The organism is Streptomyces sp. NPDC005266, assembly GCF_040607655.1.
Lineage (GTDB): Bacteria > Actinomycetota > Actinomycetes > Streptomycetales > Streptomycetaceae > Streptomyces.
On record NZ_JBEXHC010000032.1, the window covers coordinates 20,278 to 43,823 of the forward strand.

The following is a 23,546-nucleotide window of genomic DNA, read 5'->3' on the forward strand; positions in this document are numbered from 1 at the left end:
GATTCCGCCGGGGGGATATCCATGGCCGGACGGATCCTGGACGACTATGGCCGACAGGCACGAGAAGGCATGGAACCCTCTCTTGCGGAATTCCTGGCAGCGGAGGAGGAGGCCGCGGCCGAGAACCGGGCCGCCTTCGAGCGGGCAGGGCTGAAACAGGGGCGGTCCGCGCGCCCCCGCCCGCCCGACACCGCCGTCAAGATCCTCGACCGCGGCTGGAGCGCGCCGCTCGTCGTCGGCCCGCTCGCCGGACTCGCCCATCCCGAGGGCACGCCGGCCGTGGTCCGGGCGGCCGGGGCGGCCGTACTCCCCGCCGTCGTGGACGCGTCCACCCCCCACCCACTGGCCGATCTGGCCGCGGCCGGGGGCGGCCCGCTGTGGCTGCGGACGTACGCCGCCGGAGACCCCGGCGCCACCCCGCGCCCGGTGGCCGAGGCGGAGGAGGCCGGATTCGCCGCCCTCGTCCTGACCCTGCGGCCCCAAGACGGCGTCCGGCCGCCGCGGGCCGCGGACGTCGGCTGGACCGACCTGGAGCGGCTGCGCGCGAGCTCCCCGCTGCCGCTGATCGTCGCCGGTGCCGACACGGCGGCCGATGCCCGGCGTGCCGTGGACGCGGGAGCCGACGGCCTGGTCACCGGGTCCCTGCGGGGGCTGCCCGCCCTCGCCGACGCCGTGGCCGGGCGCTGTTCCGTGCTGCTCGACGGCGGCGTGCGCGGCGGCGCCGACGTGCTCGTCGCGCTCGCCTCGGGCGCCGACGCCGTCCTCGTCGGGCGGCCCGTGCTGGACGGACTTCTCGCCGGCGGTGAGGCCGGCGTCACCGAGGTGCTGGACGGCCTCGTCCGGGAGCTGGCGGACGCGATGAGGTTCACCGCGACCCCGTCCGTGGCCGAGGCGCACCGCGCCGCGATCGCGGCCGGCCCCGGCCCGGCCCCCGCCGCGCGGCAGGCGCACCGCGGCGCGCCGGAGCCGCAGGACTCGGGTACGGGCGGCGCGCGCTCGGCCGACCTGCGCAAGACGGACCTCCACCCCAGCCTCTCCGACCCCGTCCTGGACACGATGAACTTCCTGAACGAGGTCACCCATCGCTACCCGGACGCCATCTCCTTCGCCCCGGGACGGCCCTACGACGGGTTCTTCGACACCGAGCAGATCTTCACCCACCTGCGCCGCTACCTCGACCACCTCGCCGCACAGGGCCGTACCCCGCAGGAAATCCGCACGGCCATGTACCAGTACGGGCCCACCGCCGGCCAGATCCGTGAGATCGTCGCCGACTCGTTGCGTGCGGACGAGGACATCGACGTCCCGGCCGAGTCCATCGTCGTCACGGTCGGTGCGCAGGAGGCCATGCTGCTGGTGCTGCGCGCCCTCATCAGCGGCCCCGACGATGTCCTTCTGGTGGCGAGCCCCTGCTACGTCGGCATCACGGGCGCGGCACGGCTGCTCGATGTGGCGGTGACCCCCGTTCAGGAGGGCGAGGACGGGTTCTCCTGCGCCGAGTTGGAGGCAGCGATCCTGCGGGAGCGGGCCCGCGGCCGGCGGCCGCGCGCCCTGTATGTGATCCCCGACCACTCCAACCCGTCCGGCACCACGATGGACGCACCGACCCGGGACGCGCTGCTGGAGCTGGCGGAGCGGCACGGCATCCTCCTCATCGAGGACAGCCCCTACCGCAGGGTGAGCCCGGGCGTGCCGCTGCCGGCCCTGAAGTCCCTGGACCGCTCGCGCACGGTCATCCACCTGGGCTCCTTCGCCAAGACGGTGTTCCCCGGCGCCCGGGTCGGGTTCGCCGTCGCCGACCAGAGGGTCGTCGACGACACCGGCCGGACGGGACTGCTCGCCGACGAACTCGCCAGGATCAAGAGCATGGTGACGGTGAACACCTCGTCGCTCAGCCAGGCCGCCGTGGCCGGCACCCTGTTGGCCGCCGAGGGCCGGATCTCCGTCCTGAACGCCGACGCGGCGACGTACTACGGCAACGCCATGCAGACCACCCTCCGCAATCTGGACGCACGCCTTCCGGCCGCTCGGCGGGCAGCCCTCGGCGTGCGGTGGAACGAGCCCACCGGAGGTTTCTTCCTCACGGTGCACGTCCCCTTCCAGGCGGACAACGCGGCCCTGACCCGGTCCGCACAGGAATTCGACGTCATCTGGACGCCGATGAACTACTTCTATCCGCAGGGCGGCGGCCACCAGGCCCTGCGTCTGTCCACGAGTTATCTGACGACCGCGGACATCGAAAAGGGCACCGCGCGACTCGCGCGCTTCATCGAGGCGCAGAGCGCGGCGCGGAAAACGTCGTAAAACACGGAGCGCGGCGCCGGATTGTCCGGCGCCCCGGCACCTATCCCGGGAAGGCGAAGCACGTGACCGGCAGCAATACTCAAAAGCCGCGCAGCAAACCGCGCATGTGGGGGTGGACGTTCCGATGACCATCAATCTCGACCCTCCGGAGGGCCTTCGGACGACGGCCCTGCCAGCCGACTTGGAGGCCGACGCCTTCGAGACCGCCGTCCTGACCGGAGACGGCGTCCTGAAGACGCCGTACCGGCCGCGGATCCTGGGGGTGGGCACCGCCGCGTCGTCCACCGTCTACTCCCAGCAGGAAGTGCTCGACGCGTTCGCCATCACCGATCCCAGGATCAGCTCCGTCTTCCGCAACAGCGCCATCGAACGACGCCACCTGACCCTGCCCGAGCCGGACGCGGACGGCGTCCGTCACCCGGAGCCGCAGGGCGACCTGCTGGACAAGCACAAGGCCATGGCGGTCGAGATGGGCGCCGAGGCGTTGCGCGCCTGCCTGAAGCGGGCCGGTGCCGAACTCTCCGACCTGCGCCACCTGTGCTGTGTGTCCTCCACCGGCTTCCTCACCCCCGGCCTGAGCGCCCTGATGATCCGCGAGCTGGGCATCGACCGGCACTGCAGCCGCAGCGACATCGTCGGCATGGGCTGCAACGCGGGGCTCAACGCCCTGAATGTGGTGGCCGGCTGGTCCGCCGCCCACCCCGGCGAACTCGCCGTCGTCCTGTGCACCGAGGCCTGCTCCGCCGCGTACGCGATGGACTCCTCGATGCGCACCGCAGTCGTCAACAGCCTCTTCGGCGACGGTGCCGGGGCCATCGCCCTGATGTCCGGGCCCGGCGACGAGGCGTCGGCTCCCTGCGAGGGCCCGACCGTGCTGAAGTTCGCCAGTTGCATCATCCCCGACGCGATCGACGCGATGCGCTACGACTGGGACCGTGACCTGGACCGGTTCAGCTTCTACCTCGACCCGCAGATCCCGTACGTCGTCGGCGCCCACGCCGAGATCGTGGTCGACCGGCTGCTGACGGACACCGGGCTGCGCCGCAGCGACATCCGCCACTGGCTGGTGCACTCCGGCGGCAAGAAGGTCATCGACGCGGTCACCGTCAACCTGGGGCTGACCCGGTACGACCTGCGGCACACCGTCGGCGTCCTGCGGGACCACGGCAATGTGTCGAGCGGGTCGTTCCTCTTCTCGTACGAACGACTTCTCGACGAGCGGGTGACCCGGCCCGGTGACTACGGGGTGCTCATGACGATGGGTCCGGGGTCCACGCTCGAGACGGCCCTGGTCCAGTGGTGACGACGGGGGAGAACACCGTGCGAGATGTGAGTGATGTGCTGATGATGAGCATCGACGGCACCCGGCCGCTGTCGATCGGTGCCGTAAGCGAACTGACCGTGCTGTGCGACCGGGCCGAGGGCCGGAGCACGGGCGGAGTTGTCACCCTGTGCGTCACCGGCGCGCCCGGACCGGGGTGGGCCGACGGACTCAACACCGCCCTGGTCACCAAGTGGGAGCGGGCCCTGCGGCGGCTCGAGCGGCTGCCCGCGGCGACCATCGCACTCGCCACCGGCGACTGCGGGGGCGTGGGCCTCGACGCCTTCCTCGTCGCCGACATTCGCATCGCGACCCCGGGCACCCGGCTGCTCATGCCCTTCGACGGAGAGGCCACCTGGCCCGGCATGTCCGCCTTCCGGCTCGTCCGGCTGGCCGGCGCGGCCCGCGTCCGGCGCAGTGTGCTTTTCGGGCACCCCATCTCCGGGCCCGAGGCACTGGCGTTCGGCATCGCCGATGAACTGACCGACAGCCCCGAAGCCGCGGCGGCCACCACCGCGCAGTTGATCGAGGAGGTGTCCGGCAAGGAGCTCGCCATCCGGCGCCAGCTGCTCTTCGACGCGGAGACCACCACCTTCGAGGACGCCCTCGGCTCCCACCTGGCGGCCTGTGACCGCGCCCTGCGGCGTGGCGCCGAGGAGGCCGCATGACGGCCGTGCCACCCCGTCAGGAGCCTGCCCCCGACGGATGGCAGGCCCTGACCGAGGCCGCCGAGCAGGCCGAGAAGGTCCTGGCCGCACTGCCCGGCCCGGTGCGGCGCACCGCCGAGCAGCGGGCCGAGGCCGAGGCGGCGAAGAACGCGGCCCGCGCCCATCGGGCCCGCTTCCTGGACGAGCATGCCGACACCGTCTACGACCGGCTCACCGAGGGGCGCACCCGCCATCTGCGGATCGACGAACTGGTCGCCGCCGCGGCGAGCGCGTTCCCCGGCCTGGTGCCGACCGAGGAGCGGCTCGCCCGGGAGCGGAGCCGCCCGCAGGCGGACAAGGAAGGCCACGAGATCGACCAGGGCATCTTCCTGCGGGCCGTCCTCCGCTCGCCCTCCGCCGGCCCGCACCTGCTCGACGCCATGCTCCGGCCCACGGCCCGCGCGCGGCGGCTGCTGCCGGAGTTCCTGCGGACCGGCGTGGTGGAGATGGAGGCCGTACGGCTGGAGCGCCGCGAGGGGGTGGCCCGGCTGACGATGTGCCGTGACGACCGCCTCAACGCCGAAGACGATCAGCAGGTCGATGACATGGAGACCGCCGTCGACCTGGCCCTGCTCGACCCGGGCGTGCGGGTGGGCCTGGTGCGCGGCGGCGAGATGAACCACCCCCGCTACCGTGGAAAGCGGGTGTTCAGCGCCGGGATCAATCTCAAGTACCTCAGCTCGGGCGACATCCCCCTGGTCGACTTCCTGCTCCGCCGTGAACTGGGCTATCTCCACAAGCTGGTCCGGGGGGTGCGCGCCGAGGACACCGGCCTGTGGCACACCCGGCACATCGAGAAACCCTGGCTCGCCGCCGTCGACGGTTTCGCGATCGGCGGCGGCACTCAGTTGCTGCTGGTCTTCGACCACGTCATCGCCGCGTCCGACGCCTACCTCAGCCTTCCGGCCGCCAAGGAGGGGATCATCCCCGGCGTGGCCAACTTCCGGTTCAGCCGGTACGCCGGGCCGAGGCTGTCCCGCCAGGTGATCCTGGAGGGCCGTCGGATCTGGGCGTCGGAACCCCAGGCCCGGCTGCTGGTGGACGAGGTCGTGGAGCCACGGGAGATGGACGCCGCCATCGAACGGAGCCTGGAGCGGCTCGACGGCGAGGCGGTGCTCGTCAACCGGCGCATGCTCAACCTCGCGGAGGAGCCGGTGGACGCGTTCCGCGCGTACATGGCGGAGTTCGCCCTCCAGCAGGCGCTGCGGCTGTACGGCGCCGACGTGATCCACAAGGTGGGCAAGTTCGCGGCGGGCGAGCCGTGACGGCCGGACGCGGGGGCGCCGACCGGCCCCGGGTGCGCTACGAGAAGAAGGACGGCGTCGCTCACGTCACCCTCGACCGCCCCGAGGTGCTGAACGCGATGGACCAGCGCATGCACGAGGAACTCGCGGCCGTCTGGGACGATGTGGAGGCGGATGACGAGGTGCGGGTCGCGGTCCTGACCGGCGCGGGCGAGCGGGCCTTCTCCGTCGGGCAGGACCTCAAGGAGCGGGCCCGCCTCACCGCCGAAGGGACCGCGGCGACGACGTTCGGCAGCCGCGGCCTGCCCGGCTGGCCCCGGCTCACCGAACGGTTCACCCTGTCCAAACCTGTGCTGGCGCGGGTGAACGGCTATGCGCTCGGCGGCGGCTTCGAGCTGGTGCTCGCCTGCGATCTCGTCATCGCCTCGCACGACGCGGTGTTCGCCCTCCCGGAGGCGCGGCTCGGACTGGTCCCCGGCGCGGGCGGGGCCTTCCGGCTCGCCCGGCAGCTGCCCCTGAAGACGGCCATGGGGTACCTGCTCACCGGAGACCGGATGGACGCGGCGACCGCCCTGGGCTTCGGGCTGGTCAACGAGGTCGCCGACCGCGAGGAGCTGGACGACCGGGTCGCCGCCTGGACGGACGCCCTGGTCCGCAGCGCGCCCCTGTCGGTGCGGGCCATCAAGGAGTCGGTCATGCGGTCGCTGGACCGGCCGCTGGAGGAGGCGTTCTCCACCCGCTACGTGTGGGAGGAACGCCGTATGCACAGCCGGGACGCCGCGGAGGGCCCCCGGGCCTTCGCGGAGGGGCGCGACCCGGTCTGGACCGGCAGCTGACCGGCAGCCGAGCCGAGGCCGGTCATCACACCGGGCCCGTCGGCGGGGCGACCCGCCGACGGGCCCGCAGGCATACCAATACGGGGGAAGGAGACCACCGATGCCGGTGGCGCACGTCAACGGAGTCGATGTCAGCTTCGAGGAGCACGGCCGCGGAGAGCCGGTGGTGATGGTGGCCGGAACCGGCGCGCCGGGCCGCGTCTGGCGCGCCCATCAGGTGCCCGCGCTGCGCAGGGCCGGCTACCGGGTGGTCGCCCTCGACAACCGGGGGAGCGGAGCCCATCCTGGGGAGCCCGGGGACTTCACCCTCGCCGACATGGTCGCGGACGTGGCCGGTCTCATCGAACACCTCGGGCAGGGCCCCTGCCGGGTCGTGGGCCACTCACTGGGCGGGATCATCGCGCAGGAACTCGTCCTGGCCCGGCCCGAACTCGTCACCCAGGCCGTCCTGATGTCGAGCAGCGGGCGCGCGGACGCGCTGCTGAGGGCCATGGCGGCGGCCGACCTCGAGCAGGCCGACAGCGGCGTCAAACTCCCGCCCGCCGTGTCGGCGTACCAGCTCGCGATCCAGAACCTCTCCCCGCGCACGCTCAACGACGAGGATAAACTCCGGGACTGGCTCGGTGTCCTGGAGATGTCCCCGCCCGACCCCTCGGCGGTCCGCGCGCAACTGGGCATCGAGGTCATTCCCAATCGCCTCGCCCACTACCGGAAGATCGCCCGCCGCTGCCTCGTCATCGGCTTCCAGGACGACCTGATCGTTCGCCCGCACCTGTCCCGTGAACTGGCCGAGGCCATCCCGTCGGCCCGCTACACCGAGATCCCCGGCTGCGGCCACTACGGTTACCTGGAGCGTCCGGAGGCCGTGAACGTGGCGCTGACCGACTTCTTCGCGGTGTAGCTGGGGTCGGCCGCGATCCCTTCCGCCGGTTCCGCGTAGGTCGCCGAGTGCCCTGAGGCTTCTCTCGTGGCGAAGTCCCGGTACTGCCGTTTCGTGTACATCGGTACGGCAGCATAGGCGGGCACCCGGCCGACGGGGGCGGCCCAGAGCTCGCCGGGCGGCAGGAAGGACAGGTGGCGCGGCGGCGTTGGTCAGGTGGTCACGTCGACACGAGGGCGCCGCTGGAACACCCGAGTGGTCTGGGCGCGCGGTGCGATCCGTCCGCGCAGGGCCACCACCGTCACCAGCGCCAGCGCCGTGCCGGCCAGCGGCACAGTGAAGGCGGCGCTCGCACCGAAGCCGTCCGCCAGCTGTCCGGCCGCCGTGACCGCCGCGGCCTGTCCCAGCGCGACCGAGCCGGTCAGCCAGGTGAACGCCTCCGTGCGGGACGTGGCCGGGACCAGGGCCTCCACCAGGGTGTATCCGGTGATCAGTGTCGGTGCGATGCACAGGCCGACCAGCAGCCCGAGCCCGCCCAGCGGCAGCGGGGCGTGCACCGTCCACAGGGCCGAGCAGGTCAGCGCCAGCGCGGTGTAGGAGACCAGCAGCCGCCGCTGCGGCGAGGTGCGCCAGGCGATGGCTCCGCAGGCCACGCCCGCGAGCATGTTCCCCGCGGCGAAGACCCCGTAGAGCAAACCGTTCAGGCCCGGTTGACCGTGCTCCTGGGTGAAGGCGGTCAGGGCGACCTGCATGCCGCCGAAGACCGAGCCGATGCCCAGGAAGGCCACGGCCAGGACACGCACGCCCGGTATGGAGAGGGCCGAGGCGCGCTGACCGCGTGTGTCCGACGGCGCCGGATCGGTGGGCGGTGCGGTACGGCGCCGGGACGCGAACAGCAGACCGCCCGCCAGTGTCAGGGCGGCCTCCGCGAGCAGGCCGCACGCCGGGTGCAGGCCGGTGCTCAGGGCGGTGGCGAGCACAGGGCCGATGACGAAGGTCAGCTCGTCCGTCACCGACTCGAACGCGGCCGCGGTTGCCATCAGTGGGTTGTGTCCCCCGACCGTCCCGGACCCGCCCGAGGTGCCGTGCCCGAGCGTCGCGGCCCAGCGTGCCCGCGCCATGGGTCCGATCTGCGGGACGGAGGCGCCCGTCGGTACCGCGGCGGCGAACAGCGACCACAGGGGCGCGTGCCCCAGCGCGAGCGCTGTCAGCAGCGTCACGGACGCCGTGTGGATCAGGACGCCCGGCACCAGCACCGCGCTCTGCCCGTAGCGGTCGGCGAGCTTGCCGCTCCGGGGCGCGAACAGCGCCATGGAGACGCCGGTGACGGCCGCGACCGCACCGGCGACGCCGTACGAGCCGGTGGTGGGGCGGAGCAGGAGCACGATGCTGATCGTCAGCATCGCGAATGGCAGCCGGGCGGCGAAGCCGGGCAGCAGGAACGTCCATGCGCCAGGTGTACGCAGCAGCCGCCCGTAGCCGGCACGCTCGACGGGAGGGGTGGTCGTGGTGACCGCGGATGCCACGGCCGTGCCTTTCTGCCGCCTGGTAGCGCACCCGGGTGAACGCCACGGAGTGCGCCGAGAGCTGTCCTCTCGCGCAGGACCGGGGTAGATACCGGGTCCGCGCCGATCCAGGAGGCAGGAGGACCGCGGCCGCCGAGCGGTCGCGCCAGCTCTGCGTCAGGCAGAGTTGTTCGTTGCTTGCCGCGTCATAGTACAGGTAATCGAGCAGCCGGACGCCCCCTTGCCGGCAAAAAAAGTGTGCCAAGCAGACGTCGACGGCGGCCGCGCACCGCCCTCCGCCGCTCAGCGGAGGGCGGATAAGCATTGCGGACGACGGATGCGATGAGTTCCGGGGCCCGGACCGGTCTGACTCTGTGACAGCGCACCACCACCTGTGCACCGAGGAGACCACCATGTCCGAGAGCACCGTCCCCGCCGAGCGAGCCACCGCAACCACCCCGGCCAGGGGCCGGGGCCGGCGCGCCCATCTGGCGCTGCGCGGCCTGCAGGTGCTGCTGGCCCTGTTCTTCGGGGTCGCGAGCGCGCTGCCCAAGCTGATCGCCCATTCTTCGGCGGTCGAGTCGTTCGACCGGATGGGGTGGGGCGCCGGGGGAATGTACACCGTCGGAGCGCTGGAGCTGGCGGGGGCCGTGGCCCTGCTTGTCCCGGTGCTGTCGTCGGTGGCGGCCATCTCCCTGATCGGGCTGATGATCGGCGCCTTCATCACGCAGTTGGCCGTCTTCGACGGACAGTACGCGGCCACACCGCTCATCCTGATCGTACCGCTCGCCCTCATCGCCTGGGGCCGTCGGCACCACAACGCCGAGCTGCTGCGCCTGGTGCGGCGACGCGCTCGGGGGTGAGGGCGACCTATCGCCTACGGACGGGCCCGTTGGCGACATATCCGAGCTCGATCGGCGTCAGTGGCGGCCCGTCTCTGCGCACGCCGGCCAGAATTCCGGTAGCTGCGGCGGCCACAACGGCTCCTTGTCACCGGACAGGTCATCCGGCGACCACCATGGCCAACGGAGAATCGAGTCCGTGGCATGTGCGGCGGCGAGGTCGCCGACCGGGTCTCGACGGGGGCCACGGGCAAGGAAGATGTGCTCGTGCTGCCGCACGGGGACACCGGCCCTGGTGAAGTCGTGCTCCCACAGACACAGCACCGTGCCGCCGGGCTCGATGTCCGTCCACCCCCGTCTCCTCGCGCACCTCGCGCTCGGCCGCCTGCAGCGGCGTTTCGTCCGGGTCCAGGCCACCGCCGGGCATCGCCCAGTGGACACCGACCTCCTCGTTGTCATACCGGAACAGGAAGACCGGCCCTGAAGGGTCCAGCACCGCGACTCCGGCTGCTTGTCCGGGTATCCGCATCAGGTGACACTGCCAGAGTGCGCCACCACGGGAGGGGCCGCCCGGCAACTGTGCCGGGCGGCCCCCTTGTCGGGCGGCGCGGGGGTCACCGCCCCGGGTGAGGGCCGTCATCCGCTGCCTTGCGGCGGCTTCGGGCCCACACGATTTCCAGAGCCAGCCCGGCGACCGCCGCCGAGGCGACTGCCGTCCACGGCGCCGCGACGCCGACCAGCTCGAGCTGAAAGAACTCCTGCAGATATGGCACGCTCAGCGTGAGGGCGAACGCCCCGGCCATCGTGAGCACCAGCAGGATCCGCCACCAGGTATAGGGGCGGGCGATGATGGCGAGCGCCCACAGCGCGGTGAGGAAGAGCGCGAGCGTCGCCGCGGAGGTCTCCGCGTCCAGGTTGTCGTCATAGATGGACCGGGCGACCAGATACGCCACGGTGGTCGCCGCAGCGGCCAGCGAGCCGGCCGGAACCGCGAACCGCAGGACGCGGCCGACGAAGTTCGGCTTGGCCCGCTCGGAGTTGGGCGCGAGGGCCAGGAAGAAGGCGGGGATGCCGATGGTGAGGGACCCAACGAGTGTGATGTGGCGGGGCAGGAAGGGGTAGGGCGCCTGGGCCAGGACGATGACGACGGCCAGCAGCACCGAGTACACGGTCTTGGTGAGGAACAGATTCGCCACGCGCTCGATGTTGCCGATGACCCGGCGGCCCTCGGCCACGACCGACGGCAGGGTGGCGAAGCTGTTGTTGAGGAGCACGATCTGGGCGACGGCGCGGGTGGCGGGGCTGCCCGAGCCCATTGCCACGCCTATGTCGGCGTCCTTGAGGGCGAGCACATCGTTGACTCCGTCCCCGGTCATCGCCACCGTGTGGCCCCGGGACTGCAGGGCGCCCACCATGTCCCGCTTCTGCTGCGGCCCGACCCGCCCGAAGATGGTGTTCTTCTCGACGGAGTCGGCCAGTTCGCTGGGCGTGTGGGGGAGGAAGCGGGCGTCGACCGGTTGCTCAGCGCCAGGGAGCCCCAGACTCGTGGCGACGGCCCCGACCGAGACGGCGTTGTCGCCCGAGATCACCTTGGCCGAGACGTTCTGGTCGGCAAAGTACCGCAGGGTGGCGGGGGCCTCCTGCCGGATGCGCTGCTTGATGACGACGAGCGCGCAGGGCGTCACCGCCCCGGCCATGGCCGATACGGCGGATGGATCGTCCAGGAGCTCGTCGAGCGGCCGGGATGACCGCGCCAGCAGCAGGACGCGCAGACCCCTGGCCCCGTAGGTGTCGGCGGCCACGAGCACCGTGTGTCCGGCGGGAAGTATCGCCTCGGGCGCCCCGAGCAGCCAGGTCGACTCCTCTCCCGACGGCTGGAAAAAGGTGGCGCCGCTCCACCGGCGGGCCGAGGAGAACGGTGTGCTGCGCCGCCGCTCCCAGCCCTCGGGGGCCGGATGCACCTCGATGATCGCCTGCATGCTGGCGTTGGGGCGGTCGTCGGCGGCGCCGAGGGCGCCGAGCACCTCCGCGACGGGCACCCCCGGCTCCAGGCGCTGCACCTCGTCCACGTCCATCGACGCCTCGGTGAGCGTGCCCGTCTTGTCCAGGCACACGGTGTCCACCCGTGCCAGCCCCTCGATCGCGGGTAACTCCTGGACCAGGCACTTCTGTTTGCCCAGCCGGACCACTCCCACCGCGAACGCCAGCGAGGTGAGCAGCACCAGACCCTCGGGCACCATCGGCACCAGCCCGCCGACCATGCGCCGGATCGCCTCCGGAAGGTCGTCGTCATTCACCACGAGCTGCGTGATGATCAGCGCGATGCCCGCGGGGATGATCGCGTACGTGACGAACTTCAGGATGCGGTCGATGCCGTTGCGCAGCTCGGAGTTGACGAGGCTGAAGCGGCGCGCCTCCTCGGCCAGCTGGGCAGCGTATGCCTCGCGGCCCACCCGGGTGGCGGTGAAGGTGCCGGAACCGGCCACGACGAAGCTGCCGGACATGACCGGGGCGCCGGGCCGCTTGAGGACCGGATCGGCCTCGCCCGTAAGCAGCGACTCATCGACCTCCAGGCCCTCGGCCGCGCCGACCGTGCCATCCACCACGACCTTGTCGCCCGGCCCCAGTTCCACCGTGTCGTCGAGGACGATCTCGGAGGCGGCGAGCGTGACGGGAGCGCCGTCGCGCCACACCCGCGACCGGCTCTCGCCGACGATCGCGAGCTGGTCCAAAGTGCGCTTGGCACGGACCTCCTGGATGATGCCGATCAGGGTGTTGGCGAGGATGACGCCGCCGAACAGCGCGTCCTGGACCGGTCCGACGATCAGGATGATGACGAAGAGCACGCCGATGATCGCGTTGATACGGGTGAAGAGATTGGCCCGGACGATCTCGCTGATGCTGCGGCTGGACCGGACCGGTACGTCGTTGATGCGACCGGCCGAGACCCTCTCCGCGACCTCGGCCGCGGTGAGCCCAGCCGGTGGCCCGGCCGACCCGGCGGGCCCGGAAGCCCGGTCGGCCCGCGCGCCGGGCGCTTCCAGCCGCTTCTCCATCTCCCGGTGCCCTCCGTGATCGTGATTCGCCGACGCCGCCCGAACACGGAACCGTCCCGTTGTCTTCACGATTCGACCGTAGGAGTCGGCCCCACGGCGCCACCAGGTACGAACGGCCGCCCTTCACCCCGACTTTCGATGAGGACACGTGGGTACGGCTACGGCGCCCATCGGAGGGAATCAGCCGGGGCTACCCGGCCCTACCGTCCCTCGCGGAGCATTTCCGCGACGAGGAACGCCAGGTCCAGCGCCTGGGCACGGCTCAGCCGCGGGTCACAGGCGGTGTTGTAACGCCTCGGCAGATCGCTCACCCCGACCTTCGGACTGCCTCCCAGGCACTCGGTGACGTCGTCGCCGGTCAGCTCCGCGTGGATGCCCCCGGGGTGGCTGCCCAGCGCCCGGTGCACCTCGAAGAAGCCCTTGACCTCGTCGACGATGTCGTCCAGTCGGCGCGTCTTGTGGCCGCTGTCCGCCGTGAACGTATTGCCGTGCATCGGATCCGTCATCCAGCAGGCCTGGACACCGTTGGCCACGCTCTTCTCGAGCAGCGCCGGCAGCCGCTCCCGGATGTGTCGCGCGCCCATGCGCACCACGAACGTGAGCCGTCCGGGCTCGCGGTGCGGGTCGAGCCGGTCGGCGTAGGCGAGCACGTCGTCGGGCGTGGCCTCCGGGCCCAGCTTGACGGCCACGGGGTTGGCGATGCCGGAGAAGTAACCGACGTGCGCGCCACCGGGATCGCGAGTGCGCTCACCGATCCACAGCAGATGGCCGCTCGTGGCGTACGGGCGTCCCGACGCGGGATCGTCGTGGGTCAGCGCCGCCTCGTAGTCGAGCAGCAGTCCCTCGTGCGAGGTGAAGAACTCGGCCGCGCCCAGCCGCCGGGGATCCGCCCCGCAAGCGCGCATGAAGCTCAGCGCACGGCCGATCTCATCGGCCAGCCGCCGGTAGCGTCCGGCGGCTGCCGACTCCGTCAGGAACCCCTGGTTCCAGGAGTGCACGCGGTGCAGGTCGGCGAAGCCGCCTCCGGTGAAGGCCCGGATGAGGTTGAGCGTCGCGGCCGAGGCATCGTACGCGCGGCGCAGCCGGCGCGGGTCCGGGCGGCGGGCCTCGGCGGTGAAGTCACACCCGTTGACCGCGTCGCCGAAGTACGACGGCAGGCTCACCGCGTCGCGGCTCTCCACCGGACTCGAGCGCGGCTTGGCGAACTGCCCGGCCATCCGTCCCACCTTGACCACCGGGACCGACCCCGCGTAGGAGAGCACGACGGCCATCTGCAGGAGCGTGGTGACGTTGCCTTGCACCACGTCGGCGGTGACCCGGTCGAAGGTCTCCGCGCAGTCGCCGCCCTGAAGTACGAAGGCCTCGCCGCGGGCCGCCGCGGCGAGGTGTGAGCGCAGCCGGTCGCACTCCGCCGGGAAGATCAGGGGCGGCGCGGCCGAGAGCTCGTCGGTCACCTCGCGCAGCGCGGCCCGGTCGGGCCAGTCGGGCTGGTGCGCGGCCGGCAGAGCGCGCCATGTAGGGGTGTCGGACGGCTTCGCTTTGCGATTCATCAGGGCCTTCCAGCTGTACGGACAGAGGGAAACGAGGAACCGAACGAAGGGCGGGGAACGATGAAATGAGGAAAAGAGGCGGGGGAATGGCGATGTGATGTGGCGCGCTTCCCCGGCAGCGGCCCGGATATTTCGTGCCGGGATCGGTCCCGGCCATTCAAATCAGCGGGCGGCGACAGGGGCAAGCCACCCCGGCAGTGGACCGCAGCCGCACCCGGGAATTGGTCTGGTTCGCGCGGAGCGCGGGCTGCTTGGCTGACCGCACCGTCCGCAGCGGCCCGCACCGTCCGCAGCGGCCCGCACCGTCCGCAGCGGCCCGCACCGTCCGCACGGCCCGCACGGGCCGCACGGGCCGTACCGGCCGCACGGGCCGTACCGGCCGCACGGGCCGCACCGCCCGCACCGCCCGCCGATCGCATTCAGATGAGGGGCCTCATGTCCGTGAGCACAGCGCAGAGCGAACTCCATCCGGAGGCGCGGAAAGAGCCGGAACCGCAGAGCGCGGCCCCCGCCGCCGAGCCCATCGGCGTGCGGGTCACCTCGGCCGAACTGCCCGCGCACGCGCCGCTCGACCTCTGTCTGCGCCTGCGCGAGCAGCTGGGGGCCGAGGAGGTGTTCCTCACTGAGAGCCCCGTCGCACCGGAACAGGACCGCCGGCCCGCCGTCGTCGGCTGCGGACGCCTGGCCGAACTGCGGGTGTACGCGGGGCACGTCGAGATCGAGGGCCTTTCGGCGGTGCGGGCGGGCCTGACGGCGGCCGCCGACCAGGCCGGCATGGTGCCGGGCTCCGCCGACCCGGACACCGCCGCCGCCGACCTGGACACCGCCGACACCGGCACCGTCGGCGTGACCGTACGCAGGGCGTTCCGGACCTCCGCCCAGCTGTGGGACCTGCTGGGCCGGGCCCGGCACCTCTTCGCGCTGGACACCGACCTTCCCGAGACCGCCTACGCGTTCGGCTTCCTCGTCACCTTCGCCTACGAAGCCGCCTGGCACATGGAGGACCTGCCGCCGCGGGCCGCGGACCCCGCCACTCCCGACATCACCCTCACCCTCTTCCGCGACACCGTCTGGTACGTCCCGGCCCACGAGTCGGCCCCCCGACTGCTCACCGCCGCGGGCCCGGGCTTCCCCGAAGGCGGCACCTCGCCCGTGCCCCCGCTGGCCGCCCTGGCGGGCAGCGCGGCGCTGTGCGCGGGCGCGGGCGCCGCCCCCGACGCTCCGCCACCGCTCTCCGTGCATGACAGCGTGGACCGGGACACGTTCCTCGCCTGGGCCAAGCGCTGTCTGGAGCACATCCGGGTGGGGGACATCTACCAGATCCAGATCGGGCACCGGATCGACGTGCGGACGGAGCTGACGCCCGTCGACGTCTACCGCCGGCTGCGCGGCCGCAATCCGTCGCCGTACATGTTCCTCCTGCCGTGGGCGGGCAGGACGCTCATCGGGGCCAGCCCGGAGCTGTTCTTCCGCATCGAGGGCGACCGCATCGTCATGCGGCCCATCGCCGGCACCACCCGCCGGGGGCCCGACCGGGACGAGAACGAGCGCCGGATCGCGGAGATGGTGGCCAGCCGCAAGGAGCGGGCCGAGCACATCATGCTGGTCGACCTGTGCCGGAACGACATCGGCCGGATCAGCCTGCCGGGCACGCTGCCGGTGGATCGGCTGATGTCCGTGGAGACCTTCAGCCACGTCTTCCACCTGGTCTCCACCGTCACCGGTCGGCTCGATCCGGCGGCCGACGTCTGGGCGGCGACGCGCGCGGCCTTCCCGGCCGGGACCATGAGCGGCGCGCCCAAGCTGCGCGCCATGGAGATCATCCATGAGCTGGAGGAGGAGCCGCGTGGCGCCTATGCGGGCGCGGTGGGCCTGCTCGACGTGCGCGGCTGGAGCGAACTGGCGCTGTGCATCCGCACCATCGTGCACCAAGGGGATACGTACGCGACGCAGAGCTCGGCGGGTGTGGTCGCCGACTCGGTGCCCGAAGCGGAGTGGGCGGAGACGCTGGCCAAGATGGGCGCCGCCTACTGGGCGCTCACCGGGGAGGAGCTGTCGTGAAGGTGCTGCTGGTGGACGCGTTCGACAGCTTCGTCCACATCATCGACCGCTATCTGCGGCTGCTGGGCGCCGACACCGAGGTCGTACGGTCCGGCGCCGGCACGGCCGGGCTGGTGGCCTCCGGCCCCGACGCGGTCGTCCTCGGCCCCGGGCCCGGACATCCCGAGGACTCCGGACACGTCGAGCTGGTCCATGCCTTCGCGGACCGTGGGACGCCGCTGCTGGGGGTGTGTCTGGGGCACCAGGCGATCGTGCTGGCCTTCGGCGGACGGGTGCGGGTCGCGGACCACATCATGCACGGGCGCACCAGCGTCGTACGCCATGACGGCCTGGGCGTCTTCCGGGGCGCCGAGGAGGGTCTCGTGGTGACGCGCTATCACTCCATCGTGGCGGCCGAACCGCTCCCGGCGGACCTGGCGGTCACCGCCCGGTCGGTGGACGACGACTATGTCATGGGGCTGCGGCACCGTACCCTGCCCATCGAGGGCGTGCAGTTCCACCCCGAGTCCATCGCCACCGACGGCGGCCTCGCCATGCTGGAGAACTTCCTGGCCGGTCAGGCGATCCGGCTCCGTGAGGCGCCGGTGGGCGATGGCCCCGCGGCCAGGTCCGTCGCGGCCGTGCCCAGTTCCCGTAACCCCTCCACCAGGGCCGTGTTGGGCAGCGAGGTGTAGCCCACCACCAGCGCGGGGCGGGCCCCCTCGGGGCGGCTGCGGAACTCGCGGCCGCCCCGCACCAGTACGGATTTGACCAGCGCGGAGGCGACCAGCGCCGACTCGTCGATGTGCCGCGGCAGGTGCAGATAGGCGTGAAGCCCCGCGGCTGAGCCACCGATGTGCGCCTGCGGCAGAAACCTGCGCACCGCGTCGGCCAGCGTCGCCCGCCGCAGCCGGTACCGCAGCCGCAGCCGGCGCATATGGCGGTCGAAGGACCCTGAGGCCAGCAGCTCGGCGAAGGCGAGCTGGGTCAGGCTGTCGGAGCCCAGATCCCGCCGGGCCCGGACCCGTTCCAACGGCGCCAGCAGCTCGTGGGGGACCGCCAGCCAGCCCAGCCGCAGCCCCGGCACCAGCGACTTGGACGTCGTACCCGCGTAGATCACATGGTCGGGGGCGAGGCGTTGCAGCGCCGGCGGGCGGGACGCGCGGTCGAACCAGAAGTCGCCGTCGTAGTCGTCCTCCACCACATAGCCGCCGACGTCCTGGGCCCAGCGCACCAGCGCCGCCCGCCGTTCCGCGGACAGCGTCACCCCGGTCGGGAACTGGTGGAAGGGCGTCACGATCACCGCGCGTGCCCCGGTCCGGACCAGCGCCTGCACATCCACGCCCTCCGCGTCCACCGGCACGGTGCAGGTGCGCATGCTCGCCTCGCGGACGAACTGCCGCTGGCGCAGCAGCCCCGGCTCCTCCATCGCCACCGTGTCGATGCCCATCCCGGGCAGCACGGCGCACAGCAGACCCAGCCCGTGCGCGAATCCGGACACCACCATCACCTGCCCCGGCGTGGTGCGCACGGCCCGCACCCGGCCCAGGTAGCGGGCCAGCTCCTCGCGCAAGGCCGGCACCCCGGACAGTGGCGGATAGTCCAGGTCGCTGCGGCGCGCCGACTGCAGGACCCGCTGGTAGCAGGCGAGCCACTCGCGGTACGGGAAGTGCGCGGTGCTGGCCGTGCCGGTCCGCAGATCCCAGCGCACGTCCGGAAGCCGGCCCTCGTCCAGCAGGGTGGGGACGACCGTCGCGTGGGCGGTGGTCAGATGGCGTGCCACGCGCGTGCCGGATCCCTGCACGGCCTCCAGATAGCCCTCGGCGATCAGCTGCGCGTACGCCTCCACGACGACGCTGCGCGACACGTCGAGGTCATCGGCGAGCCGGCGGCTGGCCGGCAGCCGGGTCCCCGGATGTAGCACCCCTTCACGGATGTCCCTCTTGATGACGCGCTGGATCTGCGTGGTGAGGGATTCTCCGGAATGCCGGGAGACTTCGATGGCCGCCTGCCAGCTCATGTCAGCCGGTCCCTTTCTTGTTCCGTATTCCGCATTCCGTCATTGGACCGCACCGATGGGGCGAATTGGTCTGGTGCGGCGTGCCCCGGGACTCGGAGACTGAGCCCGGCGGCGAAAGTCGTGCCACCGGTGTGCCGAACGCCGCTTCGGCAGTGCCCCAGGAGCCGAGGGAGAACGCGTGACCGGAATTCCGCCGGAGCGAGGCTGGAGCGGCCTGCTCGCCGCACTGCTGGCAGGCCGGGACCTGACCGCGCGGGATACCGAGTGGGCCATGGACGAGGTGATGCGCGGCGAAGCGGGCGCCGCCCGGATCGCGGGATTCCTGATCGCTCTGCGGGCCAAGGGGGAGACCGTCGACGAGATCACCGGTCTGGTCACTGCCATGCGGGCGCACGCGCACCCGATCGACGTTCCCGGGCCCACTTTGGACATCGTCGGGACCGGCGGCGACGGGGCCGGCACGGTCAATGTCTCCACGATGTCGGCGATCGTGGCGGCCGGCTGCGGGGCACGCGTGGTCAAGCACGGGAACCGCTCGGCGTCTTCGGCGTCCGGCTCGGCCGACGTCGTCGAGGAGCTCGGCATCACCCTCGGCCTGGCCCCGGAGGACGTCGCCGACGTCGCCCGCCAGGTGGGCATCACCTTCTGCTTCGCCCCGGTCTTCCACCCCGCGATGCGCCACGCCGCCTTGCCGCGGCGCGAACTGGGGGTGCCAACCGTGTTCAACGTGCTCGGACCGCTCACCAACCCGGCGACCCCCACCGCCCAGGCGGTCGGCGTCGCCGACCCCCGGATGGCCCCGCTCATCGCCGGGGTGCTCGCCCGCCGCTCCACCCAGGGCCTGGTCTTCCGCGGCGATGACGGACTCGACGAGATCACGCTGAGCACCACCTCCACCATCTGGTCGGTACGCGACGGGCAGGTCCGCACGGAGACCTTCGATCCGCGTGACATCGGCATGGCCCTGGCCCCGGTCGAGGCGCTGCGCGGTGGCGACCGCACCCACAACGCCGTTGTCGCCCGACGCGTCTTCGCCGGGGAGGAGCGCGGCCCGATCCGGGACGCCGTCCTGCTGTCGGCTGCCGCCGGCCTCGCCGCAGCCGAGACCGCACCCGCCGCGGCCCGCCGCCCGATCGCAGAGCGGCTGGCCGCGGGCGTGCAGCGCGCGGCAAGGGCGCTCGACTCCGGAGCGGCGGCGGAGGTACTGGACGACTGGATCACGCAGGCCACCAAACTGGCCGCCGCGGGCTGCCCCTGAGACCCGTACGGCCCCCCGGGCTCACCTTGCGGAGGCGCCGGAAGTCTGGACCTGCGCGCGGTCGCGGGCGAACCAGCCCTCGCCCACCCGATGCCGCCCGGCGGCGGCCGGGTCCGGCAGGCAGGACCGGGCCGCGGCGCGCATATCATCCGGAACGGACAACGCGGCCGAAGTGCGGACGAGTTCCTTCGTGGATCCGGTGCCGGGGCGGCGTGAGGTCGTAAGCGGAGGGCGGTGCACGGGAGCCTCCTGCGGCCTTCAAGGGGCGTTCGGGTCTCTTTCGGAGCATGGAGCCCGCAGATATGTGCTGCCCATGGGTCCGTTATCCGCTCGATAATCCCGGCTGGTGGCAGCCGTCCTTCGGCGGCAGGCGCGCTCCCGCAGCCTCCCGGCCCGGCCCTCGCCGGTGATTCTTTGCGTGGGGAAACCTTGCGGCCTGATAGCGATGTCATGCAAAGATCTCATTGCCGTCTAGGCGTATCAGGGGGAAGCGCTCCCACTTGTCTCGAGAGCACGAGGGAGGGGTGTTACGCGATGGCGCCTGCATCGCCGGGAAGCAACTCGACACTCACGGTCGGCCGTCCGGACGGCCGGGAAACGGGGGATGGCGCTCCGAAGGGTTTGGAGTTCAAGCTGCTCGGGCCGCTGGAGGTGTATGTCGACAGGTCACCGCTTCAGGTGCGCGGGGTGCGCCAGCGGGCGGTACTGGCCCGGCTGCTGCTGGCCCAGGGACGTGTGGTGTCGGTCGACACCCTGATCGCGGAGGTGTGGGACGGAAGGCCGCCCAACACCGCCCGTACTCAGGTGTCGATCTGTGTGGCCGCGCTGCGCAAGGCCTTTCGGGCCGCGGGCCGCGCGGAAGAGGTGATCCGTACGGTGGCCCCCGGCTACCAGCTGTGCCTTTCCCGCGGCCATGTCGACAGTGTCGAGTTCACCCGCGAGGTCGAGCGCGGCCAGGGGCTCGCCCGGCAGGGGCGCGCCCTTGAGGCGGCTCAGGTGCTGAAGCAGGCGCTGAGCCTGTGGCGCGGTCCCGCGCTGGGCGGCGTCTCCGCACAGTTCGCCGAGCTGGAGGCGGAGCGCCTGTCCGAGCAGCGGTTGCTCGCCACCGAGCAGTTACTCACCCTGCGGCTGAACCTGGGCGAACACCGCACGCTCATCGGGGAGTTATCCGCGCTGGTCCGCGCGCATCCGTTGCGCGAGCGACTGAGGGCCACGCTTATGCTGGCCCAGTATCGCGCGGGCCGGCGAGCCGAAGCACTGCTCACCTTCCGGGAGGGGCGCGACCTCTCCATCGACGAACTCGGCCTTGAGCCCGGTGTGGAACTCCAGGCCATGCACGACTCCATCCTCAAGAACGCCTCGCTCGCGCCGGCCCACGACGCCGAAGTTGCGGCGGAGGCCGAAGGCGTCCGCATTCCCTCGCAACTTCCTTCCATCGCAGGGGAGTTCGTAGGGAGGGAAACCGAGCTGCGGATGCTGGACGCGCTGCTGTCGACCGGCGCCGAGCAGCACTCCGCGGCGGCGTGCTTCATCAGCGGCAGCCCGGGCAGCGGCAAGACAGCGCTCGCTGTGCACTGGGGCCGCACGGTGGCCCGGCACTTCCCGGACGGGCAGCTCTTCTCGGACCTGGGCCAGATCACCTCCGACGGCCCTGAGGAGACGGCGCTGCTCGTCCTGCAGCGCTTCCTGCGCGCCCTCGGCACACCGGCCGCCGACATCCCCCGCGACCTGGAGGAATGCTCCGCCCTCTACCGCAGCGTCCTCGCCGGGCGGCGGGTGCTGATCGTCATGGACAACGCCACGAGCTTCAAGGAGGTCGAGCCGCTGTTCCCGGGCGGCGGCGGGTGCTGCGTGCTGGTCACCGGCCTGGACCGGTTCATGGACAGCCGCGGGGCCGCGGGCATCCGGCTCGGGCCCGTCAGCCGTGCGGAGGCCATCGAGATGCTCGGCACGATCGTGGGCCAGAGGCGGATCGCCGAGGAGCAGCCCGACGCGGTGGACCGGCTGGTCGAGCTGTGCGACCGGCTGCCACTCGCCATCCGGGCCGCGGGAGCCCGGCTGGAGAGCAAACCGCACTGGTTCGTGGAGGACCTGGTGGCGCGCCTGGCCGACTACCGCCGCCGCCTGGACGTGCTCAGCCACGGGGAGCACTCGCTGCGCGCCTGCTTCGACCGGGCGGTGTGCCAATTGCCGCTGAGCGCGGCGGCGGCGTACCGGGCGCTGAGTGTGACCGGCAGCAGGGAGTTCGACGCGCAGACTGCCGCGGAACTGCTGCATATGGCGCTACCGAACACCGAGGACCTGCTGGAGCGGCTGGTCGATCTCAATCTCCTCGAGGCGCGCCGCCGGCTGCGCCGCGACTGCCTGCGCTACCGCTACGGCAGCCTGTTCCATCTGCACGCGGCCGAGCAGCTGGCCACGGAGAGCTCGTTGGAGCAGTCGACGCTGCGACTGACCCGGTGGCGGCGGCACGGCCGCTCCACTGCCGACTCCATCTCCATGACGTGCTCGTAAGGCGGGCTGATGCGTCAGGAAGCCGCGGCATAGGGGTTCGATAAACCATCCATATCCGCTTGGCGGAGACTGTTCACCAAGGAAGTGGGGCGCTTCCCGGCATCCTCGAGCGATTGGCCGTCGTCGTTTATGAGGGTTGTGAAGCGGGTGCGCGACGCCGTTGACCGCGGTGAATCGCGCACCGATGAGTGAAAGTCCCGCCACGGTCAATGACGAGGCGGGCAGCCCCATTGGCCGAGCCGGCGCGCCGGTGTGCGGAAAAACGTTACGTTCGCAGGGAGAGTTGCCTCGGTACGGGCATCGCTGCCTGTATCGGGAGGGAACGGACAGTGCAGAGGATTCATTTCACCGGCGAGGACTTGGCAAGGACCAGACTGAGCCCCACCCTCGGCCCGCTCGCCGAGACCGTTCTCGCGCTCGGCCTGCTCGGCGGCGGGGCCGGCAGCCCGTCGCACGCGCGGTGGCGCAACCGCCTCACCCTGCATCTGCGGCAGCGGACCGCGGCGTCCGGTCTGCTGGCCGCGCTCCGGCGCAGGAACCGCACGGCGGACGAGGGCCTGCTGTGTCTGCTCGACGCCTCGCCGGAGGCGGACGACGGCGTGCTGCGCGACCTGGGGCTGACGCAGGAGGAGGCCATCGGCCGGGTGCGGGACGTCTGGCGGTCGGCGCTGGCCCCGTACTGGAACGGAATCCTCAACCACCTGGAATCCGAGTGCAACGCACGTGGCCGGATCGTCATGACCGGCGGCGTCGACCGGCTGCTCGCCACCCTGCACTCGAAGATCCAGTGGTCCGCGCCGGTGCTTCAGGTGCCCGGCCCGGACCGGGATGTGCATCTGGGAGGCCGCGGGCTGCTGCTCGCGCCCTCCTTCTTCCTCGCCCACTGCCCCGGCCTGCTGATCGGCACCGGGCAGGAGGGCGGGCAGGCCGCGCTCGCGTTCGCGGTCTCCCCGGACACCCCCGAGGCCGCTGACGCGTGGGACGCGCCGGACAACACCGTGCGGGCGCTCGGGGCGCTGGTCGGCCGCACCCGCGCCGCGGCGCTGCGCGCGCTCACCGCGTCCTGTACGACGACGGAACTCGCCGGGCGGCTCGGTATTTCCTCGGCCGGCGCCAGCCAGCACGCGGCCGTTCTGCGCGATTCGGGACTCATCACCACCCATCGCAGCCGCAATACCGTGCTGCATTCCGTGACGCCTCTGGGAATGGCGTTGCTGGGTGTGAAGAGCCGGTGCACGGAGTTCCAGGGGTGGCCGTCGGGCAGCGCATCGCGGATGCCCGCCGCGTGACCCCTCCGCCCCTGATCATTTCCGTCCGGATCATGGGCCCCGCCGGATCGGGAACCGTCATTCAGGCAGCAGCGAAACACGCAGTTGACGTGTGAACGGGGCCCGCGTGGGCGCCATTTGCAGGCCATAACTTTCTTGACGGCCGAATGGCCGCGTGGCTAGCGTCACGCAGCGTTGCCG

General features: G+C 71.9%; 17 protein-coding genes. 12 read left to right on the plus strand and 5 right to left on the minus strand.

The features are described 5' to 3' along the window. Positions 1–21 precede the first annotated feature (21 nt). The 6 genes from ABZU99_RS33540 to ABZU99_RS33565 all read left to right on the plus strand — a co-directional run bounded on the left by ABZU99_RS33540 (position 22) and on the right by ABZU99_RS33565 (position 7,313). Positions 22–2,304 carry an aminotransferase class I/II-fold pyridoxal phosphate-dependent enzyme gene (locus ABZU99_RS33540; protein WP_356049932.1) on the plus strand — a complete coding sequence of 761 codons (2,283 nt, stop codon included), beginning with the start codon at positions 22–24 and terminating at the stop codon, positions 2,302–2,304. Positions 2,305–2,428: 124 nt separating this feature from the next. Next, a complete protein-coding gene (gene dpgA, locus ABZU99_RS33545) occupies positions 2,429–3,607 on the plus strand; it encodes a 3,5-dihydroxyphenylacetyl-CoA synthase DpgA (protein WP_356049930.1) in 1,179 nt (392 codons plus the stop codon). A gap of 17 nt (positions 3,608–3,624) precedes the next feature. Continuing rightward, a complete protein-coding gene (dpgB, locus tag ABZU99_RS33550) occupies positions 3,625–4,293 on the plus strand; it encodes an enoyl-CoA-hydratase DpgB (RefSeq protein WP_355952624.1) in 669 nt (222 codons plus the stop codon). After that, on the plus strand, positions 4,290–5,597 hold the full coding sequence (dpgC, locus tag ABZU99_RS33555; RefSeq protein ID WP_355952621.1) for a (3,5-dihydroxyphenyl)acetyl-CoA 1,2-dioxygenase DpgC: 1,308 nt from the start codon (positions 4,290–4,292) through the stop codon (positions 5,595–5,597). The genes dpgB and dpgC overlap by 4 nt, the downstream gene beginning before the upstream one ends. Next, positions 5,594–6,412, plus strand: a complete 819-nt coding sequence (dpgD, locus tag ABZU99_RS33560) for an enoyl-CoA-hydratase DpgD (protein ID WP_355952618.1) — start codon at positions 5,594–5,596, stop codon at positions 6,410–6,412. Before dpgC ends, dpgD begins: the two co-directional genes overlap by 4 nt. A gap of 100 nt (positions 6,413–6,512) precedes the next feature. Then, on the plus strand, positions 6,513–7,313 hold the full coding sequence (locus ABZU99_RS33565; protein ID WP_356049927.1) for an alpha/beta hydrolase: 801 nt from the start codon (positions 6,513–6,515) through the stop codon (positions 7,311–7,313). Between the two features lie 191 nt (positions 7,314–7,504). On the opposite strand, the gene ABZU99_RS33570 is transcribed toward ABZU99_RS33565, so the two are convergent. Then, entirely contained in the window at positions 7,505–8,818 is a 1,314-nt protein-coding gene (locus ABZU99_RS33570; protein ID WP_356049925.1) for an MFS transporter, read from the minus strand. A 392-nt stretch (positions 8,819–9,210) separates the two neighbouring features. On the opposite strand from ABZU99_RS33570, the gene ABZU99_RS33575 reads away from it, so the two are divergent. Beyond that, complete coding sequence (locus ABZU99_RS33575; RefSeq protein WP_355952611.1) at positions 9,211–9,660, plus strand: DoxX family protein; 450 nt, start codon at positions 9,211–9,213, stop codon at positions 9,658–9,660. Between the two features lie 139 nt (positions 9,661–9,799). Here ABZU99_RS33575 and ABZU99_RS33580 read toward each other — a convergent pair whose 3' ends face one another. The 3 genes from ABZU99_RS33580 to ABZU99_RS33590 all read right to left on the minus strand — a co-directional run bounded on the left by ABZU99_RS33580 (position 9,800) and on the right by ABZU99_RS33590 (position 14,245). Continuing rightward, positions 9,800–10,279, minus strand: a complete 480-nt coding sequence (locus tag ABZU99_RS33580) for an NUDIX domain-containing protein (RefSeq protein WP_356228127.1) — start codon at positions 10,277–10,279, stop codon at positions 9,800–9,802. Further along, positions 10,254–12,695 carry an HAD-IC family P-type ATPase gene (locus ABZU99_RS33585; protein ID WP_355952605.1) on the minus strand — a complete coding sequence of 814 codons (2,442 nt, stop codon included), beginning with the start codon at positions 12,693–12,695 and terminating at the stop codon, positions 10,254–10,256. The genes ABZU99_RS33580 and ABZU99_RS33585 overlap by 26 nt, the downstream gene beginning before the upstream one ends. A gap of 200 nt (positions 12,696–12,895) precedes the next feature. Continuing rightward, positions 12,896–14,245 (minus strand): class II 3-deoxy-7-phosphoheptulonate synthase, encoded by a 1,350-nt coding sequence (locus ABZU99_RS33590; RefSeq protein WP_355952602.1) that lies wholly within the window; start codon positions 14,243–14,245, stop codon positions 12,896–12,898. 435 nt (positions 14,246–14,680) lie between these two features. On the opposite strand from ABZU99_RS33590, the gene ABZU99_RS33595 reads away from it, so the two are divergent. Then, a complete protein-coding gene (locus ABZU99_RS33595; RefSeq protein ID WP_356049922.1) occupies positions 14,681–16,306 on the plus strand; it encodes an anthranilate synthase component I family protein in 1,626 nt (541 codons plus the stop codon). Continuing rightward, positions 16,303–16,980 carry an aminodeoxychorismate/anthranilate synthase component II gene (locus tag ABZU99_RS33600; protein ID WP_355952597.1) on the plus strand — a complete coding sequence of 226 codons (678 nt, stop codon included), beginning with the start codon at positions 16,303–16,305 and terminating at the stop codon, positions 16,978–16,980. Before ABZU99_RS33595 ends, ABZU99_RS33600 begins: the two co-directional genes overlap by 4 nt. On the opposite strand, the gene ABZU99_RS33605 is transcribed toward ABZU99_RS33600, so the two are convergent. Then, the gene (locus tag ABZU99_RS33605) at positions 16,863–18,305 is read right to left on the minus strand and encodes a PLP-dependent aminotransferase family protein (protein WP_355952595.1); all 1,443 of its coding nucleotides are present in this window, start codon (positions 18,303–18,305) and stop codon (positions 16,863–16,865) included. The two genes, ABZU99_RS33600 and ABZU99_RS33605, sit on opposite strands and share 118 nt — an antisense overlap. Before the next feature lie 178 nt (positions 18,306–18,483). Between ABZU99_RS33605 and trpD the strand changes: the two genes are divergently transcribed. The 3 genes from trpD to ABZU99_RS33620 all read left to right on the plus strand — a co-directional run bounded on the left by trpD (position 18,484) and on the right by ABZU99_RS33620 (position 23,366). After that, a complete protein-coding gene (gene trpD, locus ABZU99_RS33610; protein WP_355952593.1) occupies positions 18,484–19,563 on the plus strand; it encodes an anthranilate phosphoribosyltransferase in 1,080 nt (359 codons plus the stop codon). 621 nt (positions 19,564–20,184) lie between these two features. Further along, positions 20,185–22,077: a BTAD domain-containing putative transcriptional regulator gene (locus ABZU99_RS33615; protein WP_356049919.1), complete on the plus strand. Its 1,893-nt coding sequence runs from the start codon at positions 20,185–20,187 to the stop codon at positions 22,075–22,077. Between the two features lie 329 nt (positions 22,078–22,406). Further along, entirely contained in the window at positions 22,407–23,366 is a 960-nt protein-coding gene (locus ABZU99_RS33620) for a winged helix-turn-helix domain-containing protein (protein ID WP_356049917.1), read from the plus strand. The last annotated feature ends 180 nt before the right edge of the window (positions 23,367–23,546 follow it).

Coding starts and splice junctions, on each gene's coding strand:
- dpgC (WP_355952621.1), top strand. CDS start 4,290: ATGACGGCCGTGCCACCCCGTCAGGAGCCTGCCCCCGACGGATGGCAG.
- ABZU99_RS33605 (WP_355952595.1), bottom strand. CDS start 18,305: ATGAGCTGGCAGGCGGCCATCGAAGTCTCCCGGCATTCCGGAGAATCC.
- ABZU99_RS33580 (WP_356228127.1), bottom strand. CDS start 10,279: ATGACGGCCCTCACCCGGGGCGGTGACCCCCGCGCCGCCCGACAAGGG.
- ABZU99_RS33590 (WP_355952602.1), bottom strand. CDS start 14,245: ATGAATCGCAAAGCGAAGCCGTCCGACACCCCTACATGGCGCGCTCTG.
- ABZU99_RS33565 (WP_356049927.1), top strand. CDS start 6,513: ATGCCGGTGGCGCACGTCAACGGAGTCGATGTCAGCTTCGAGGAGCAC.
- ABZU99_RS33585 (WP_355952605.1), bottom strand. CDS start 12,695: ATGGAGAAGCGGCTGGAAGCGCCCGGCGCGCGGGCCGACCGGGCTTCC.
- ABZU99_RS33595 (WP_356049922.1), top strand. CDS start 14,681: ATGTCCGTGAGCACAGCGCAGAGCGAACTCCATCCGGAGGCGCGGAAA.
- ABZU99_RS33540 (WP_356049932.1), top strand. CDS start 22: ATGGCCGGACGGATCCTGGACGACTATGGCCGACAGGCACGAGAAGGC.
- ABZU99_RS33575 (WP_355952611.1), top strand. CDS start 9,211: ATGTCCGAGAGCACCGTCCCCGCCGAGCGAGCCACCGCAACCACCCCG.
- dpgA (WP_356049930.1), top strand. CDS start 2,429: ATGACCATCAATCTCGACCCTCCGGAGGGCCTTCGGACGACGGCCCTG.